The following is a 19,164-nucleotide window of genomic DNA, read 5'->3' as shown; positions in this document are numbered from 1 at the left end:
GATGATAGAATATAAACCCATTGCTGAATCTAAAAACTTTATAGTTTTGGACAAATACGAAATCAAGAGTCGTGTAAACGAACCATATCAGAATGAATATATGCTGGAAAACTCGTTTATACAAGATTTACAAAATCAGGGTTATGAGTATCTCCCTGATATAAAGACTCCCCAGGCACTACTTGATAATGTCCGAACTCAATTAGAAAAACTTAACAATGTCAAATTTAGTGATGGTGAATGGCAACGGTTTTTAGAGGAATACCTTGATAAACCAGGTGATGGTATTATTGAAAAAACGCGTAAGATACATGATGATTATATATATGATTTTGTTTTTGATGACGGACATATTCAAAATATTTATCTGGTTGATAAGAAGAATCTTTCACGCAACAAGTTGCAGGTCATTTCACAATTTGAGCAAACAGGAACATATCTTAACCGTTATGATGTTTCTATTCTTGTAAATGGATTACCATTGGTGCATGTTGAGTTAAAAAAACGCGGTGTGTCTATTCGTGAGGCTTTTAATCAGGTGCATCGCTACAGTAAAGAAAGCTTTAATTCTGAGCATTCTTTGTTTAAGTATATACAGATTTTTGTTATATCAAACGGAACTGATACCCGTTATTTTGCAAATACGACAAAACGTGATAAAAACAGTTTTGATTTTACAATAAACTGGGCAAGAGCGGATAATACCCTCATCAGGGATTTAAAAGATTTTACAGCAACATTCTTTCAGAAAAATACAGTACTTAGTGTTTTGTTAAAATATTCTGTTTTTGATGTAACAAATACATTACTTGTTATGCGTCCCTATCAGATAGCTGCAACAGAAAGGATTTTGTGGAAGATAAAAAGTGCTTATCTTTCCAAAAAATGGGGAACAACTGAAGGTGGAGGTTATATCTGGCATACAACAGGCTCAGGTAAAACACTTACAAGTTTTAAAGCTGCACGTTTGGCTAGTGAATTGGAATTTATTGATAGAGTCTTTTTTGTAGTTGACAGAAGAGACCTTGATTATCAGACAATGAAAGAATATCAAAGGTTTTCTCCTGACAGTGTGAACGGTTCGGACAGTACCAGAGGATTAAAACGGAATATAGAAAAAAACGATAACCGCATAATTGTAACAACAATACAAAAGCTAAATAATCTTTTAAAATCAGAACCCAATCTACCTATTTACAACAAGCACATTGTCTTGATATTTGATGAGGCACACCGTTCTCAATTTGGTGAAGCCCAAAAAAATATTAAAAAGAGATTCAAAAAATATTATCAATTCGGATTTACAGGTACTCCAATTTTTCCTGAAAACGCTTCAGGATCTGAAACAACTGCTACTGTTTTTGGTGTACAGCTGCATAGCTATGTTATTACTGATGCTATAAGAGATGAAAAGGTTTTGAAGTTTAAGGTGGATTATAATAATGTTCGTCCTAAGTTTAAGAGAATAGAAACAGAACAGGATTTGGATAAATTAACAGCAGCAGAAAACAAAAAAGCATTGCTTCATCCTGAACGAATAAAAGAAATATCGCAATATATACTCAAAAATTTTAAGATAAAAACACACAGGTTAAATCCAACTGAAAAAGGTTTTAATGCAATGTTTGCTGTCAGCAGTATAGAAGCAGCAAAACTCTATTACGAAACTCTGAATGAATTGCAAAAAGATAATGAAAAACCTTTGAAAATTGCAATAATTTATTCCTATGCTCCTAATGAAGAACAGAAAGCTATAGGTGAAATTGCTGATGAAAATTTTGAACCTTCAGCAATGGAAAGCAGTGCCAAAGAATTTTTATCTAAGGCAATAAATGATTATAATAAAATGTTTAAAACATCATATAGTGTTGACAGTACATCATTTCAAAACTATTATAAAGACCTAGCCAAAAGGGTAAAAAACTGTGAAGTTGATTTATTAATTGTTGTAGGTATGTTTCTTACAGGTTTTGATGCACCTCGTTTAAATACTCTATTTGTTGATAAAAATTTACGTTATCATGGGTTAATACAGGCTTATTCCCGTACAAACCGTATTTATGATTCTACTAAGGCATTTGGTAATATTGTAACTTTTAGAGATTTGGAAAAAGCAACGATTGATGCTATAACACTTTTCGGAGATAAAAATACTCGTAATGTTATTTTGGAAAAAAGTTACCAGGAGTATATTGAAGGTTTTAAGGATATAATTAATGGTCAAGCACGAAGGGGATACATTGACATTGTAAAAGAATTAAAAGAAAAATTTTCAGATGTAAACAATATTGAAATGGAAAAAGATAAAAAAGAATTTGTAAAGCTCTTTGGTGAATATTTGAAAGTTGAAAATATATTGCAGAATTTTGATGAATTTACCTGGTTAAAAAATTTTCAGAAAATAGATAAAACTGACCCAAATGCATTGGAAGAGTTCAAAGCAGAATATCATTTGACAGATGAGGATATTGAGACAATGAAACAAATTGAAGTGTTACCTGAAAGATTAGTACAGGATTACCGTTCAACATACAATGATATTCGTGAATGGCTACGTAGAGAAAGAGCTTCAAAAGAAGAAGAAAATCCAAAAGTTGATTGGAGTGATGTTGAATTTGAAGTTGACCTTTTAAAATCACAGGAAATAAATTTAGATTATATTCTTGAACTTATCTTTGAAAAGCATAAAAAAACACTAGATAAAAAAACATTAATAGAAGATATTAGGCGCTTAATTCGTTCAAGTGTTGGGAACCGAGCAAAAGAGAGCTTGATTGTTGATTTTATAAATAATTCTGATTTAGATAAGTTCAATGATAAGACTGAAATTATAGAAGCATTTTTTACTTTTGCTCAAAAAGAACAGAAACGTGAAGCAGAAGAGTTGATAAAATCAGAAAATTTGAATGAAGAAGCTGCCAAAAGATATATACTTATTTCATTAAAACGTGAGTTTGCTAGTGATAATGGGACAGAATTAAATGAAATTCTTCCAAAAATGAGTCCATTAAATCCACAATACTTAACGAAAAAACATAGGGTATTTCAAAAAATATCTGCTTTTGTTGATAAGTTTAAAGGTGTGGGGGGTAAAATATAAATTCCTTACCTAATAATTATAAATTGAAATTATTGTTGTTGATTTAATAAATAAAAACAATATTTATATCATAATTGAAATTTTTAGAGCGATTGTCAGTTGTTAAAGATTTAAGAAATATAATGACTTCGTGGTTTGTGCAGTTAATAATAAAGTTGAAATTGGTATATTTAATTAAATAAATGAAAGCTATATCTATCATTATTAAAATTTTTCGAACTATTGTTAGTTGCCAAAAGCTAAAGAAAATTTATTTTTCCGTGGTCGGTGCAGTTAATAATAAAATTTGAAATTGTTATTATTGATTTAATAAATGTAAACTATATATATCATAATTGAAATTTTTGGACTGGATTGTAGTTGTCAAAGACTAAACATTTATAAAGATTTGTGGCAGGAACAGATATTTAAAAAATATGAAATTATGATGTTTACATAAATAATTAAAAGTTATATCTCTATCATTATTATAATTTTTCGAGTGGATGTCAGTTGCCAGAGGCTAAAGAGATAATATTTTTTATTTTTTATGGTTCTCTTTCATAATGTATGGGTAATTATTCTAAGCCACTTGTAATTTGTTATATTTTTAACATAACCTAATCATTATCTTTAAAACTTTATCTTTTTTTAATTATGCTTTTATTATTGTTTTCATTAATTTTTTTATTATATTATTTAAACCTTGTTACTTTATTATTAGATATTGGGTATATCTTTTTTACAAATATTTTTAAATTTTTATATTCAATTAATAAAAACATATTCAATCGGTTTAATAGTATTTTTAATTTTTTTTTAATGTATATATTTTGTTAAAAAAAACTAAAAATTTATTTTATCCACACATTTTGAAATTGAACCTTTTTTATTAATGTTTAAAAAGGTTAAATTAAAAGAATTACATAACTGACCTAATGAGAAAAATTTTAATAATGATAGAATTACTTCTTATTTTTTAAATATCTTAATAATTTCAATTTTATTATTAACAAAAGATGTTTACAAAAACAAATTTTAATATAAAATCAAATTAAGTTAATTTATCCTGAAACAGGACTTCATTATGCACAAAAAAATATTAAATATTTTGATAATTTTTTTACTTATATTTTCAATTTTAAATTTTTTTAAAATCAATTTTAATAACAACTTTTCTTTTACCATAAATGTTTATTCTGAGGATTTTTTTTCTGATGTTCCCCCTGATCATTGGGCATACCAGGCAATTTTATACCTATACCAACATAATTTAATTAAAGGATTTCCTGATAACACTTTCCGTGGTGATAAACCAATGACAAGATATGAAATGGCTTATCTTATTTATAATATGTTAATGGAACTTAAAAAAAATGCTAACATTTCTCAAGATTCTACAGATTTTGAGCAAGAGATAAAACAATTACTTGCAAAATCTGTTATAACTGAAGAAGAAGCAAAACTTATTAAAGATTTAATTGCTGAGTTTAAAGATGAACTTCTTGATTTAAATAAAAGAGTAGCATCATTGGAAAATAGAGTTGATAAACTTGAAAATAATAAAATTCCTTTATATATTTCATTAGTATCACTTTTCTTTTCAGCGTTAGCATTGATTTTTGTTTTATCAAAATAGTTTTTAATTGCAATGTCTATGTTTAGAAAAAAAATATTAAATTATACTATTATCATATTTTTACTAATAACTTTATTTTTAGTATTTTTCAAAATTGAATATTTATTTTTTAATACAAACATTGATTTTAATTTTGATTCTTTGTTTAGTATAAAAGTTTTTGCCCAATCAATTTTTGATTATTTTTCAGAAGATCAACTTTTATTATATATTTTATATGCAGATTATGACCAACTCCAGGATATGGCGAAATATTATAATCTTGATACTGATAAAAAGAAGGAAGAGTTACAAAAAGAATTATTAATACATTTTAATCTAGAGGTAAAAAAAATATCTGCAGGTAAAAAAGAGCTCTTAATTATTAAATCAGCAGATATAATATTAATGGATAATATCAAAAAAATTGATGCAAATGTTATTGAACTATTTGGAAATATTTATCTGATAATTGGAAAAAAAATATTTAAAGCAGACCATATAATTTTTAATTCTAAAGATAATCAAGTATTTGCTGAAGGTAATGTCGTTTTTATAGATGATAAAAATACATATTATGCTGATAAAATAAGTTTTAATCTTAATTTGCAAAAAGGTGTGTTTACTGGAGTTAGAGGACAATTAGACAATTATTATATAAAAACCAATAAACTATATGCTTTGTCTAAAGATTCATTTTATGCACAAATTACTTCAATTTCGACCTGTGATCTGATAAATCCTCATTATCATATAGAAAGCGATACAATATATTATTCAAATGATTATATCCTTTCTTTTGATAATTCTGTTTATGTTGGTAATTCAAGAATTTTCTGGTTTCCTATTTATTTTTCATTAGAAAGAGGTGCAGGATATTCTGGAAATTTTGGTATGGAATATGAAAAAAGAGAGGGTTTCAAATTCTATAATACCTGGCATTTTAAAAAAAATATCTTTTCTTTAGATTATTATGAAAATCTGGGTTTTTATTCAATTTATAATTTTAATAATTCAAAAAACATAAAAGCAAATTTTACAATTGGGCTTGGAAATTATTTATTTTATGATTCAGCATCCGATTTATGGACCACTATATCACCATATGATGGGAAAAAAGATTGGACTTTAAGGTATGGAGGAAATTTAAGCTTTTCATATCCAAAATTATTTAATTTTTTAGGATTAACATTAAATTTAGAATATTATTCAGATACATATCTTTATTCTGATGTTATTAAAAACAAGCGTCTGGAAAAATTTGAAATTCAAAAATTTTTAAAGACCTATTATCCTGATATTTTCCCAACCACAAAGGATAGTCTAAACCAATCATTGAATTTACACTTTAATCTATTAAATATACCTATTAATGTCTCCTCTTCATTAAAGTTATATTCATATATAAATGATCAAAATTATATATATACTCCTGGTTATAAAAATTATTATCTTTTTTCTATCTATCCATATAATATTTCATCTGGAAAAAATTTGATTAATTTTAATAATTCATTAATCTCTTTGAGCAATAGATTTCAAATTAGTAGTTTATATTATTTGCAGTATAAATATAATGATTCTGGAGAAAATATTTTTGAAAATTCCTCTCTTGATTCTCAAAATTTTAGATTTACATTTAGTTACCCAATTACTTTAAATATTGGTAATAAAATCTTTAGGTTTAATTCAGTTTTTAATCCTGGACTTAATTATATCTCTAACTATGATGTTGAAAATAATAAATTAGACCAATCTGCATCAGGATATAATTTTAGTTTAAATAATTCATTTAACATTAATTCTGGGTTTTTTAATTTAAGACTTTCTTTGATAAATAGATATGTTGATTATTTTTATAAAAATCTGGATTTTAATTGGGTTTCTTCATTTTTAAATTTAAATGCAAATGGTGCTTTATTATCAAATATTTTTAAATATTCAATTTCTACAGGAGTAAATTTGCTAAATTCCCAGGATAAACTTGTTTTTGATTTTAAAAAAGAGAATTTAAATAATCTTAATTTTAATTTTTCATTTAATCCTGTTAATATTTTAAGTTTAAGATATTCTACTTCTTTTAAACTTTCAGTTTATACTTCTATTGATAAATTTTTTAATTTGAAATTATTCGATTCTCTTAGTTTGTCTTTGAATCCTGATTATTTTTATATTTATAAAATTAAGACTAAAATTAATGATACAATTTATTATTATAATGATAAAACTTCTAATTTTAATAAATATTTAACTAATACCTTTAGTTTGTCTTTTATGTTAACAGATCAATTTTCTTTATCCTTAAGAGTTTCTTCTGAAAATAGAAGTTTATGGGTTTATAATACTTTTCAAGAAGGGTTTATAGATCTTTTTAAATCTTTTAATTTTTTCAATGAACAGGATAGAATTTCTTCATATTTTAATTTAAAGTCATTGAGTTTAAGTTTCAAAAGAGATTTGCATAAATTTACCCTTTTTGTTGGTATTACAGGTGGATTTATTATTATTGATAACACATATAATTTTAAAATAACATATTCATTTGGTATTTCTTCACTGGATTTTAAAGATTTAGAATATGAAGAACGAAATGAACAAATTTATTGATTTTTTTCGTTATAGTTTTTAAATGGATTTAGCAAAATATTTTAATTTTTTTGTAGTTTTTAAAAAAGGGATGGGGATTTGAGGTTAAAAAAAGTTAGAATTTATGGGTTTAAGTCATTTCCTGATAAAACAGAACTTGATTTTAATAAGAATATAGTAGCAATAGTTGGTCCAAATGGTTGTGGTAAAAGTAATATTGTAGATGCTATTTACTGGATTTTTCAACATTATGGGTTAAAAGATTTAAGAGCAAATGAAAAACAGGATTTGATTTTTAAAGGCAATAGTTTTAAAAATAAGTCAGGTTTTGCAGAAGTAGAATTGGTTTTTAAGAAGGAAAATGAATTAGAAATTGAAGATAACACTTTTTCAATTAAAAAAAGGGTATTTCAATCTGGTGAAATTAACTATTTTATAGATAATAAACAGGTTAAATATTCAGATTATGAAAAATTCTTGCTTGATAATCAAATTTCTTCTCCAGAATATTCAATAATAGCTCAGGGAAAAGTTGAAAAGATAATTTCATCGAAACCAGAAGAGAAAAGGGAAATTATTGAAGAAGCTGCAGGTATAAAAAAATATAAAAAAGAGCGAAAACAGGCATTAGATAAACTAGCTAAAGCTAATGATAATTTACAACAACTTGAAATATTGATAGAAGAAGTAAAAAGTGAATCTGAAAAATTGGAAGATCAGGCAAAAAAAGCTGAGCTTTACAAAAATACAAAAAAAAATCTGGAAAAGTACGAAAAACTTTTATATTTTGTAAAATACAATAATATTAAAAAGCAACTTCAAAATTTATTAGAAGAAAATAAAGATTTTATTAACAAAAATCAGGAAATTGAAAATGAAAGTAAAGAATTGGATAATGAGAGTGAGAGATTAAAAAAAATAATGGAACAAAAAGGGCAGTCAATAACCCTTTTCAGGGAAAACATTATAAAAATTGAAGGTGAAATATCAACAAATGAGCAAACTATAGTATTCCATAGACAGAGATATGATGAAATAAAATCTTATATTGAACGTGCAAAAGAAAATCTTACGTCAAATATACAAAAACTTGAGCAAATAAATGAATTATTGTCTATTGATATTGAAGAAGATAATAATAAATTATATAATCTGGAAGAAAGGAAAGAGGAATATCAAGAAAAAATTGCTGAAATAGATAGTTTTATTGTAAAGAATGAAGAATTGTTATTGGACAAAAGGACAGTCATTAAAGAAAAAGAAAATTTATTAAAAGAATACATCCAGAAAGAAAATGAAAATATAAATAAACAATACACATATATTAATAAAATAATTTATGAACTTGAAAATATTTACAAACTTAAAAAAGAGAAATATAAAGATGTCTTTGAGCTTTTAAATAGTATTGAGCTTAATTTAAAATCAAAAAAAACATTGTTTAATGATTATATTCAATTTGGTTCTGAGGAAGAGTATAAAAAATTTAAAGAAAAAATAGGTTTTTTTACTAAAGAATTTGAAAGTTTATTAAATGAATATCTTGATTTGAAAAATAATATTCAAATTATTTATGAATATTCTAATAAAGTTGAAAATCTTTTTTTTGCAGAAGATTCAATATTTAAAAAAAGAGAGAAACTTGTTTCACAAATTGAAAAACTCTCAAATGAAATTGATTCTTTGAAAGACGAAGTTAATCTTATTGATAACGAAATTAATGAAAAAATTAAAGCTAAAGAAATATTAAAAAATGAGTTAAATGAGATAAATGTGGAGATATCAAGACTTGAAGAGAAAATAAAAAATAGTAATTTGCAAAAAGAGAAACTTGAAAATGATAAATTTGAACTTGAATTTAATATAAAGAAAATAAATCAAGAAATTGAAAACTACAAACAAAAGTTAAAAGAGTCAGAAGAAAAATCAAAAAATAATTTTGAAAATATAGATAAGTTAATGCAACAGAAAAAAGAGATAGAACAAAATATTAAACAAATGGAAAATGAGATAGATGAATACTCTTCTAAATTGGTTGAGTTACAGAAAAAATATAATGAGATTTTTGAAAGAAAAAAAGCTTTAAATGAACGAAGAAATAATTTTAATAAACTAAAATTGAAATATGAATCACAGATTGATACTTTGAGACAAATCTTTTTTGATACATATAGAGAAGATTTGCTTGAATTTAAAGTTGAAGATGAAGAGATAAAATCTGAAAATTTTTTAAGAAAAGAAATATCAAGACTTTCAGATGTTTTAAATGAATTAGGGCAGGTTAATTTGTTAGCTTTAGATGAGTATGAAGAGGTAAAAAAAAGATATGAATTTTTGAATAATCAAAAAGAAGATGTTATTAAATCTATAAATGATTTACAGGTGGTAATAAAAAAGCTTGAAGTACATTTAAATGAAAAGTTTTATAATGCTTTTTTAGAAATTAAAGAAAATTTCAAAAAAATATTCAAATCGATTTTTAGGGGTGGGACTGCAGAACTATACCTTGTAGATAAAGATAATCTTTTAGAAACAGGTGTTGATATTAAAATTCAACCACCAGGTAAAAAGATAAGTCATTTGACTTTGCTCTCAGGTGGTGAAAAAAGTATGAGTGCAATTGCTTTATTGTTTTCCCTGTTTCTTTATAGATCTTCTCCATTTTGTATTATGGATGAAGTTGATGCTGCACTGGATGAAAATAATGTTTTACGATATAGGCAAATGATTAAAGATTTTTCGGATAAAACTCAATTTATTATAATTTCACATAATAAAATTACATTGGAAATATCTGATATCCTGTATGGTGTTACAATGGAGCAGGATGGGATATCTAAGGTGGTATCAGCAAAACTTGAAAATGTGGAATAATAATTTATAATAATAATGTTAGTTTATTATTCTCTAAAATATTTTTTGTAAATATTATTTATTAGTTAATAATTTTATTGGTGATTAGCTATATTAGATGATTAACTATATTAATTGATAATTTTGTTAAATAAAAAATTTTATTAAATAATAATTTTATTAGATAATAAATCGATAAGATATTAAATTTATTGGATAATAACTTTTAACAAACAATAGTTTTATAATTTATTTATATTATTAGTTAATTTGTATATTGTTTATAAATTTATTAAATAATAATCAATATATCTTAAAAACAATTTTATTATGAAAGAAATACTAAAATTTTTAAATGAAGCTAAATGGTATATTATAATAGTTATCTCTATTACCATTATTGTTACTGTTCTGGTTACTATAATAATGAATAGAAATCAAAGGATTTCTGAGCCAAAAGAACCTGAAACTGTTATTAATAAGGTAGAATTCATTGATCCACCTGTAACTTTTTTATTAAATATTCCTGAAAATATAGATAATGAAAATAACATTGGTAATATCAATATTGCTAATATTGAAGAGATAAAAAAATTATATACTTTTGAAGATTTTCATAAAAAAATTGATTTTTATTTTAAAAAAAATATTTTAAAAAATAAAGTTGATTTACTTTTTGAAAACTATTAAAAAGCATTATTTTAAAATTTTACTTTTTTTATGTGTTATCTTTTTAATTATAGTTATGTATTCTATGAATGGCAACGCGGCTTCTATTAATAAGGAAATTATTTTTAATGATATATATTCATTTAATATTATAAATAATCAACCTTTTACTTTTAGTGTACCAGATTATTTTAAAATTGTTGATTTTAATAATATTAGAAATGCCAGCATAGAAAAAAAATATTATTCGCCAAATCAGTTTTTTATTAAGCTTAATCCTCATAAAGAAGGAACTTATTCTATTTATTTTCTAAATACTCTAAATAACCATGTAATAAAATATATTTTTAATATTTCTAAATCAAATATTTTACAGGATAAAAATGTAGAAATTGAAAGTTTAATTAAATCTTTAGAAAATTTATTTAAGTTAAAATATGACCAAAAATCTGTTTCAAAAAATAGTTCTAATTCTCAAAATAGTTCTAATTTCAAGGGTGAAATAAATAATGATGAATATACAAATACATTAAGTAAACTTTTAGTTTTATTGTTAAAAAGATGTAATAAAGTACTTTACAATTTTACAGAAGATACAATTAATGAGAACAATAAGAATAGTTTAAGTAATAGAAAAGATGCAAATAATACAAAAAGTACAGATAGTACAAAAAATACAAATAATACAAATAATACAAACATTATAAATGATATCATTAATGTAGATAATATTAACATGTTTTATGTTGATACAACTATTAAATATATTGAGGATTTCTTGAAATACAACTATTATCATTTATACCAATTGAATAAAAATGGTATAATTTCAAATGATATTTTTAATTTAAAAAATTTATCTCAAAACATAAACGAATACCAGGATACTGAAATTAAAAAAGAATTTCCCTCAATTATATTAAGTAATTTAATTAGAAATTATTCCTTTAAATTAAATAATTTAATAGACAAAGAAAATAATATTAATAAAGCAAATTCTGAAAGTAATTCCATTTACAATGATTATTTTGATAAAAATTTTAAAGAATTGGTAAAGATCAAATATTTAATATATTTTTTAAAAGGGTATAAACTATTTTTAAATATGGATTATGATAATTGTTCAAAGTATTTTGCAATATCCAAAGAATCTAAAGATCCATTATTAAAAAGTTTATCATATTACTTTCAAGGGCAGAATCAATACTTTTTAAATAATATTGATTTAGCAATATTTAATTTTGAATATTTAGTAAAATATTCCTATATTTTAAAATTACAGAGTATTTTATCATTATCAAAAATATATTATAATAACAAATTATACAATAATATAATGGAAATTTATAACAATGAATTAATTGAGAATTTGTTTAAAAATGATAAAACTCTATTAGAAGAAATTAAAAAAAGAATATTTACTAATTTAAAAACAGATAACAATATATACAAATATTCTGAAAAATTAGTTTTATTTTTTAGTGATTATTTTTATTTTTATTATGGTATAGCAATTTTAAAAAATAATATTCATAATTATGACCTTGCAAAAAAAGTTTTAATAAAAATTAAGAATGAAAATTTTGAATATTATGATGTTGTAAGAAATACACTTAATTATATTAAAAAGAATGTTGAAGACTATTAAATCTTGGAAAAAAATAACATTAGCAAAAATTAATATTAATGCTTGTTATCAATAATAAATGGAGGCAATGATGCTAGAGAAGATAACTAAAGGGATATCTAATGTTTTTAATACTAATAAAAAAATAACTGAAAAAAATATAAATAAAGTTTTAGATGAATTAAAAGAGATATTGATTGAATCTGATGTTAATTATGATGTAGTAGAACTTTTTTTAAATAATGTAAAAAAAGATGCTATAGGACAACAAGTTGTTAAAACAATTACAGCAAGAGAGAAATTTATACAAATTGTTTTTAATAATCTTGTTGAAATTTTAGGTAAAGAATCAAGGGAACCAAAACTTAAGTCTGATGAAGGACTAACAGTTTATCTTTTAGCAGGGTTACAGGGTTCTGGTAAAACAACCACTGCTGCTAAAATTGCTAATCTATTTAAGGAAAAAAGAAAAGTTCTTCTTGTAGCTGCAGATATATATAGACCTGCTGCAACTGATCAATTAAAAGTTTTAGGTTCAAATGTTGGTGTAGATGTTTATTTTGAGAAAAAAAGTTCTGCTGAAAAGATAGTTAAAAATGCATTAAAGTATGCTAAAAAAAATGGATATAATCTTGTTATTATTGATACAGCAGGTAGATTACAAATTGATGAAGCTTTAATGAAAGAACTTTCCAATATAGAAAAAATTGCAAATCCTGATGAAGTTTTCCTTGTAGTTGATTCTATGACAGGTCAGGTTGCAGCTGATGTTGCTAAAGAGTTTAAAAAACATGCAAATATAACAGGTGTGATTCTTTCAAAATTTGATTCTGATACAAAAGGTGGTGCAGCATTATCTGTAAAAATTGTATCTGATGTACCAATTATTTATACAGGAACAGGTGAAAAAATAGGCGATATTGAAAGATTCTATCCAGATAGATTAGCACAGAGACTCATTGGGATGGGTGATATTCTTTCACTTGTTGAAAAAGCTGAACAACAATATAATGAACAAAAAGCAAAAAAATTAGAAGAAAAAATTAAAAAGAACAAATTTGATTTGCAGGATTTTTTAGAACAGATAAATGCTATGAATAAAATGGGGTCTTTAGATAAAATTATATCTATGATTCCTGGAGCTCAAAATATTGATGATTCGATGTTATCACAACAACAAAAGAAATTGAAAAAATATAAAGCTATTATTCAATCCATGACTATAAAAGAAAGAACTAACCCAATTTTACTAAATAATCCTTCAAGAAAAAAAAGGATAGCAAGAGGTTCAGGTACAAAAATTTTTGATGTTCAGCAACTCATAAATGAGTTTAACAAAATGAAAAAAATGATGAAAAAGATGAAAGGGAAAAAGTATCAAAAATTAATGGAACAATATGGTTCAATGAATAATGGTTCTGGTGGACTCCCTTTTTAAAATTAACTGACTTTGAAATTTTTTATTTTATTTTTTCTGCAAGTTTATTAATTATCCAAATTTTTCTTTTAATTTATATTAAATCCTTCTATTGCTATTTTCTCTATTCTTACTGAGACAAAAAATTAATTTATTTCTTTCTAATTATATTTTTTAACTATAAAATATAAAATTTATCTTCTATAAGATAATTAATTTTTAATTTTTTTTTATTATGTTTTTTGTAAATAATATTAATTAAGTAAATATTCTCTTTAAAATTTAAAAAATTTTATTCACTATTTTTATTTTAAACTTGACAAAATTTTAACATTTAGTAAAGATATTCAAAATCATTTTTAAGTAATTTAAATAATTAATTAAAATAAAAATTAAAATAATAAAGTAATGGATACAAATATGTATTTGAAAGTAAAGAAAAGTATTATAAAAAAAATTGTATTAATTAAATTAATTGTTTTTTTATTAATTTTTTCATCATTCTTCCTTTTTTTACAAAACAATCAAAAATTAAGCAAAAAATTAATTGATTTTAATTTGAATCTTATCTATTATAATAATCAATTATTCAAAATAATATCAAAAGAAGAAAAAAGATTTTGTTATGGTTATAAACAAGGATTAGAAAACTGACTTAATGAGGTAAATTTTATAATGATAAAATCTTACTTATTTTTTAAATATATCAATAATTTTAATTTTAGTATTAACAAAAAGGAATTTTATAAGGTATAATAAGTCATGTTTATAGAAATTGTAAAAAGAGAATTTATTTTTTTATTACTATTTATTTTAACTGCATTTATTACAATAATAATTCATGAGTTAGGGCATGCGATTAATTTTAGAAAAGTTATAAAAAATGACGATGTAGTTATTAAAATAAAGTTAGGGACAGGAAAAAACTTATTTAGAATAAATATTAAAAATTATTATTTTTTTATATGTAAACATTTTTTTATTTTTGCAATTACTTATATTCCAGATTCTTATTTATTTTCTTTAAGCAAAAAACAAAAATTAAAAATTTATTCAGGGGGAGTTATATACAATATTTATCAATTATTTATTAGTTTTATTTTAATACTAATTTTCAATGGTTATATAAAAAATAAATTGATAATAGATTTTATTGGAAGGTATTTTATAACATTAAATCTATTGCCTATTAAATTTAGAAATTATTCTTTAGATGGTTATTATCTTTTTAAATATGAAAAAGCTATTAATATATTGAATATGATAGAGAAGAATAACAGAAAAGAGCAATAGCATTAACTCTATTATTTATTTTTACAACAATAAATATATTACCAGGAAATATAGATAAAACTACAATAGGGAAAAATAATTGGATAAAATATTAAAATAGCGAAGTTACAGTTAAAAATAATGAAGATGATAGTTTTAAAGAAATTGATGCAGTTATTTGGTATAATAAAATAAATAATTGGAAAATAATTTTAATAATCAGAAAAGTTAATAAATAATGTTTTTGGAATTGTTAATGTCAATACCTATCTTTTAAAATTAAAAAAAGGAGATTGATAAATGGTTAATAAAAAACAAATATCTAAATATATTCTATTATTCATTGTGGTAGATATTTTGTTAGGTGTCCTATGGATGATAATTACCAGAGATATCATTCCTATACCATTTTTTCCTCATCTTTATTTAGAAATTTTAAAAGCTCTTAGGGTTGATTGTTATATAGATTTAAATATTTTATTACATTATTATGAATACCTTATTGCAGCTTTATTTTTGATAATTGTATTTATTACGAGAAAAACAAAAGAATATTTTAAAAACCCTTTTTATAATCTTGATGAGATAAAATCTGAAATATTTATTATTTTTGTGATTGATATTACATTATTAGTATTTCAAGTAGTTTTACTAAAGAATAGTTATTTACCAAGATATTCCACTTCTTTTACTTCCATTTTGGAAGTTATAATAGTTTTTCCTATTTTGAAAGAAATCATTTTTAAGGGATTCTTATATCATTTGCTACTACCAAAAAATCCCAGAAAACAGATATTAATTTTAATTTTGCTTTCTTTGATATTTGTTTTTATAAATTATGGGTATTATTTGATCTATTTTACCCCCTCTATTTTTAAGGCTATTCCCTCATTTATTGTTTATTTTTTTGGTATTCTAATAATTGGAAATTTTTTTATTTATCAATATTTAACATTAAAAATTTATAAAAAAACAAAAAACTTAACTATTGTTAGTTTTATTCAAATATTTATGAGTATATATCACTATTTAACATTTAAGATATTTCTATAATTGTTAGAAAAAACCTATAAAGGTATTATGTGTTTTTATTTCAAACAAATACTTAATAGATAAGAAACATTGTATTTTTAAAAAAAACAATCAATTTTTTATGGTTAATGTCAATATTTTAATAAGGAAACTAAATTATTTATAATTCTAGAATTATAAATAATTTACACACTATTATTGACATTACATATAAAAAAAATTTCCAAGTTTTATATTTATCCTATAATTGTTATTAATATTCTAAATTAATATTTTAATTAGTTTAAAAATTAATTGAAAAGTTTAATAAATGTTGTAAATTGTTAAAAGAAAAAAATAGATGTTTGTAATTTTTTTGTATCTTTCTGGAGGGTTTTTATGGAAAATAATCAAAAAAGAAAATCGTTAAAAGGATTTTACAAAATTACTTTTTTAATTGGCCTTGGGTTTTTTACAATGGGTTTAATGGATCCATTATATGATTCATTTGTACCTTTATTTTTAAGAAATTATATTAGTTCAAAAGGGATTATTGGTTCAATAATGACACTGGATAATATTTTTGCACTTTTTTTAATCCCAATTGTATCAGCAATTTCAGATAAAACACAAACTCCAATTGGAAGAAGAATGCCTTATATAATTATTACTCTTCCACTAACTGCCTTTTTCTTTTCATTAATACCATTTGCTGCTTTAAAATCATTAGCATTTTTAATTACAGTTTTATTTTTATTAAATATTTTTAAGCAAGCTGCAAGAGGTCCTGTAGTTGCTTTAATGCCTGATACTATTCCAGGTGATTATAGATCAGAAGCAAATGGTGTTATAAATACTATGGGAGGTATTGCTGCTATAGTTGGAACTGTTGGTTTATCTAAATTAATGGATGTAAATACTACATGGCCAATTATTGGTAATACTAAAGATAAACTTCCATTTGTTATTTCCGGTATACTTGTTGTTATTGCAGTAATATTATTATTTTTATTTGTAAAAGAAAAACAAAAAGCAATTAATGAAGAAAATAGAGAACCTATTTTAAAATCTCTAAAACTTGTTTTTACTGCTAAAGAGAAAAGTGCTATGTTGATTTTAATCTCCTTATTTTTATGGTTTTTTGGATATCAGGGGATCTTACCTTTTATTACAATGTATGCAGTTGATTTTATTGGTGTAACAAAAGGGGTTGCAGGAATTTCTCCAGGAATGGTTGCTATTGCTTATGCTTTATTTGCAATTCCTTCTGGTATTATTGCACATAAAATTGGAAGAAAAAAAACTATTAGAATATCACTTATTACACTTGTTTTTATTATTCTTATACTTTACTTTCATAAACCTATTGTAGAAATGTTTTCTCTACCTCAATCTTTAAGTATTCTTGTTTTCTGGATTATTTTATTCTTTTTTGGAATATTCTGGGTATCAATTATAACCAACTCTTTTCCTATGTTATGGCAGATGGCAACTTATGATAATATGGGTATATATACAGGTTTATACTATTTCTTTTCACAGGCAGCTGCAATTATTTCTCCTCCAATTACCGGATTTTTAATTGACTTTTTTGGTTTCAGGTCAATATATCTTTTTGGTAGTTTATGTATGTTTTTAGCTTTTATTGTTATGTCTTTTGTTAAAAGAGGTGAAGTAACAGATACACAAACTATAGAAAGTGTTTAAATTAAATTTAATTTAATACATTCTCAAGAGAATTATAAACTATTAAATAAATTATTAACTATGAAATAAATTATGAATTATGTATGAAATAAATTATGAATTATGAAGGAAATAGTGTTTTAAATAAACTAATACAAAAATATTCACCAAAGGTTTATAAAGTTCTTGAAATTGGTTGTGGTGATTGTGAAAATCTAATTAATCTAAAAAAGAATTTTAAATTTGAAGTTACAGGAATTGAACCATTTTTTTATAATAGTAAAAATGATTTTTATTTGATAGAAGATATTCAATATTATTATAAAAATATTTTGAACATTTTAATAGATAAAATTAAAATTGATATAACTTCAAAATCCTTAATTTATGATAAAATTTATAAAACCTTTAAATTTGAAAAAATTAGAATATTCAATATTTATGCTGAAGAAATTGATTTATTAAAAGAAAAATTTGATTTGATATATTCTATAAGGTCATTCCATCATATTAAAAATTATGATGCATTTTTTGCAGGATTAAAAAAAACTCTTTCTCAGAATGGTGTTTTTATACTTGTTGACTGGAAAAAAGGCTTTAACACAGGTGTTATTGAAAATTATTTTTCTGAAAAAGAATTGATTCAAATTTCAAAAAAGTTTAATTTTGAGATAATAGAATCAGGAGAACTAAATTCTGTTTTTTACATAGTTTTAAAAAACAATATTAAAACTAATTTCAAATTTACTACTATCACAATTTCTAAAGATCAAATTTTAATAAAGGAAAATAAAAAAAACAATAATAATATCGCAAATTATTATGATGATATTAAAAAAAAATATAGCAGTAAAATAAAAAACAATAATAATAAAAGTGAGTATTATAACAGAATTGATTTATTTTTAGAAGAATTTAATGGGTTATATAATGAGTTATATTCTTTAATAGAGAAAAATAAAATTATATTTATTAATGATTATTATTCTCTGGTTGATATTTTTAATATTTCAGGAATAAAAGTTTATCTTGATAAAGGGAATGAAATTAATAATTTAAAATTTTTAGAATATTTAAAAAAAGCTAAACCATGTAAATGGCAAACAATGTGTCCAGTATATTATAGATATAAAGACAAAAAACTTTCTAGATTCTGGGTTGATAATTATTGTTTTATTAATAATAATGATTGTATTAGATACCAATTAGAAGAAAAAGGTATTTCCCATTCTGATAATATGATTCCAGATGGTAGAATTTTCCTTTAAACAAAATACTGGTAAAATAAATAATAACATAATAAAATAAAATTTATAAAATTAATAATAAAAAGACAACAAAAAAGC

Annotated in this window: 12 protein-coding genes; all 12 read left to right on the top strand. The window is 22.9% G+C overall.

From position 1 onward, the window contains the following. Nucleotide 1 precedes the first annotated feature (1 nt). The 12 genes from ACZ5EC_RS04605 (at nucleotide 2) to ACZ5EC_RS04550 (ending at nucleotide 19,086) form a co-directional block, all read left to right on the top strand. A complete protein-coding gene (locus ACZ5EC_RS04605; RefSeq protein ID WP_464303783.1) occupies nucleotides 2–3,100 on the top strand; it encodes a type I restriction endonuclease subunit R in 3,099 nt (1,032 codons plus the stop codon). Between the two features lie 1,066 nt (nucleotides 3,101–4,166). Continuing rightward, the gene (locus ACZ5EC_RS04600) at nucleotides 4,167–4,718 is read left to right on the top strand and encodes an S-layer homology domain-containing protein (RefSeq protein WP_464303782.1); all 552 of its coding nucleotides are present in this window, start codon (nucleotides 4,167–4,169) and stop codon (nucleotides 4,716–4,718) included. Nucleotides 4,719–4,736: 18 nt separating this feature from the next. Beyond that, entirely contained in the window at nucleotides 4,737–7,304 is a 2,568-nt protein-coding gene (locus ACZ5EC_RS04595; RefSeq protein WP_464303781.1) for a hypothetical protein, read from the top strand. Between the two features lie 78 nt (nucleotides 7,305–7,382). Continuing rightward, complete coding sequence (locus ACZ5EC_RS04590; protein WP_464303780.1) at nucleotides 7,383–10,157, top strand: chromosome segregation SMC family protein; 2,775 nt, start codon at nucleotides 7,383–7,385, stop codon at nucleotides 10,155–10,157. Nucleotides 10,158–10,466: 309 nt separating this feature from the next. After that, nucleotides 10,467–10,826, top strand: a complete 360-nt coding sequence (locus tag ACZ5EC_RS04585; RefSeq protein WP_464303779.1) for a hypothetical protein — start codon at nucleotides 10,467–10,469, stop codon at nucleotides 10,824–10,826. A gap of 64 nt (nucleotides 10,827–10,890) precedes the next feature. Further along, the gene (locus ACZ5EC_RS04580) at nucleotides 10,891–12,453 is read left to right on the top strand and encodes a hypothetical protein (protein ID WP_464303778.1); all 1,563 of its coding nucleotides are present in this window, start codon (nucleotides 10,891–10,893) and stop codon (nucleotides 12,451–12,453) included. Nucleotides 12,454–12,523: 70 nt separating this feature from the next. Next, entirely contained in the window at nucleotides 12,524–13,870 is a 1,347-nt protein-coding gene (gene ffh / locus ACZ5EC_RS04575) for a signal recognition particle protein (protein ID WP_464303777.1), read from the top strand. Between the two features lie 399 nt (nucleotides 13,871–14,269). Next, nucleotides 14,270–14,503: a hypothetical protein gene (locus ACZ5EC_RS04570; RefSeq protein WP_464303776.1), complete on the top strand. Its 234-nt coding sequence runs from the start codon at nucleotides 14,270–14,272 to the stop codon at nucleotides 14,501–14,503. A 108-nt stretch (nucleotides 14,504–14,611) separates the two neighbouring features. After that, complete coding sequence (locus tag ACZ5EC_RS04565; protein ID WP_464303775.1) at nucleotides 14,612–15,142, top strand: hypothetical protein; 531 nt, start codon at nucleotides 14,612–14,614, stop codon at nucleotides 15,140–15,142. Between the two features lie 279 nt (nucleotides 15,143–15,421). Continuing rightward, a complete protein-coding gene (locus tag ACZ5EC_RS04560; RefSeq protein ID WP_464303774.1) occupies nucleotides 15,422–16,174 on the top strand; it encodes a CPBP family glutamic-type intramembrane protease in 753 nt (250 codons plus the stop codon). A 357-nt stretch (nucleotides 16,175–16,531) separates the two neighbouring features. Next, a complete protein-coding gene (locus tag ACZ5EC_RS04555) occupies nucleotides 16,532–17,839 on the top strand; it encodes an MFS transporter (protein ID WP_464303773.1) in 1,308 nt (435 codons plus the stop codon). Nucleotides 17,840–17,934: 95 nt separating this feature from the next. After that, nucleotides 17,935–19,086, top strand: a complete 1,152-nt coding sequence (locus tag ACZ5EC_RS04550) for a class I SAM-dependent methyltransferase (protein WP_464303772.1) — start codon at nucleotides 17,935–17,937, stop codon at nucleotides 19,084–19,086. Nucleotides 19,087–19,164: the final 78 nt, after the last annotated feature.

The sequence above is a fragment of the Exilispira thermophila genome, from assembly GCF_055389015.1.
This window is presented reverse-complemented; position numbering and strand designations above follow the sequence as displayed.

What these genes read in the sequence shown, in the direction of transcription:
- ACZ5EC_RS04605 (WP_464303783.1), top strand. Translation starts at nt 2, where the DNA reads ATGATAGAATATAAACCCATTGCTGAATCTAAAAACTTTATAGTTTTG.
- ACZ5EC_RS04600 (WP_464303782.1), top strand. Translation starts at nt 4,167, where the DNA reads ATGCACAAAAAAATATTAAATATTTTGATAATTTTTTTACTTATATTT.
- ACZ5EC_RS04595 (WP_464303781.1), top strand. Translation starts at nt 4,737, where the DNA reads ATGTTTAGAAAAAAAATATTAAATTATACTATTATCATATTTTTACTA.
- ACZ5EC_RS04585 (WP_464303779.1), top strand. Translation starts at nt 10,467, where the DNA reads ATGAAAGAAATACTAAAATTTTTAAATGAAGCTAAATGGTATATTATA.
- ACZ5EC_RS04580 (WP_464303778.1), top strand. Translation starts at nt 10,891, where the DNA reads ATGAATGGCAACGCGGCTTCTATTAATAAGGAAATTATTTTTAATGAT.
- ffh (WP_464303777.1), top strand. Translation starts at nt 12,524, where the DNA reads ATGCTAGAGAAGATAACTAAAGGGATATCTAATGTTTTTAATACTAAT.
- ACZ5EC_RS04570 (WP_464303776.1), top strand. Translation starts at nt 14,270, where the DNA reads ATGTATTTGAAAGTAAAGAAAAGTATTATAAAAAAAATTGTATTAATT.
- ACZ5EC_RS04565 (WP_464303775.1), top strand. Translation starts at nt 14,612, where the DNA reads ATGTTTATAGAAATTGTAAAAAGAGAATTTATTTTTTTATTACTATTT.
- ACZ5EC_RS04560 (WP_464303774.1), top strand. Translation starts at nt 15,422, where the DNA reads ATGGTTAATAAAAAACAAATATCTAAATATATTCTATTATTCATTGTG.
- ACZ5EC_RS04555 (WP_464303773.1), top strand. Translation starts at nt 16,532, where the DNA reads ATGGAAAATAATCAAAAAAGAAAATCGTTAAAAGGATTTTACAAAATT.
- ACZ5EC_RS04550 (WP_464303772.1), top strand. Translation starts at nt 17,935, where the DNA reads ATGAATTATGAAGGAAATAGTGTTTTAAATAAACTAATACAAAAATAT.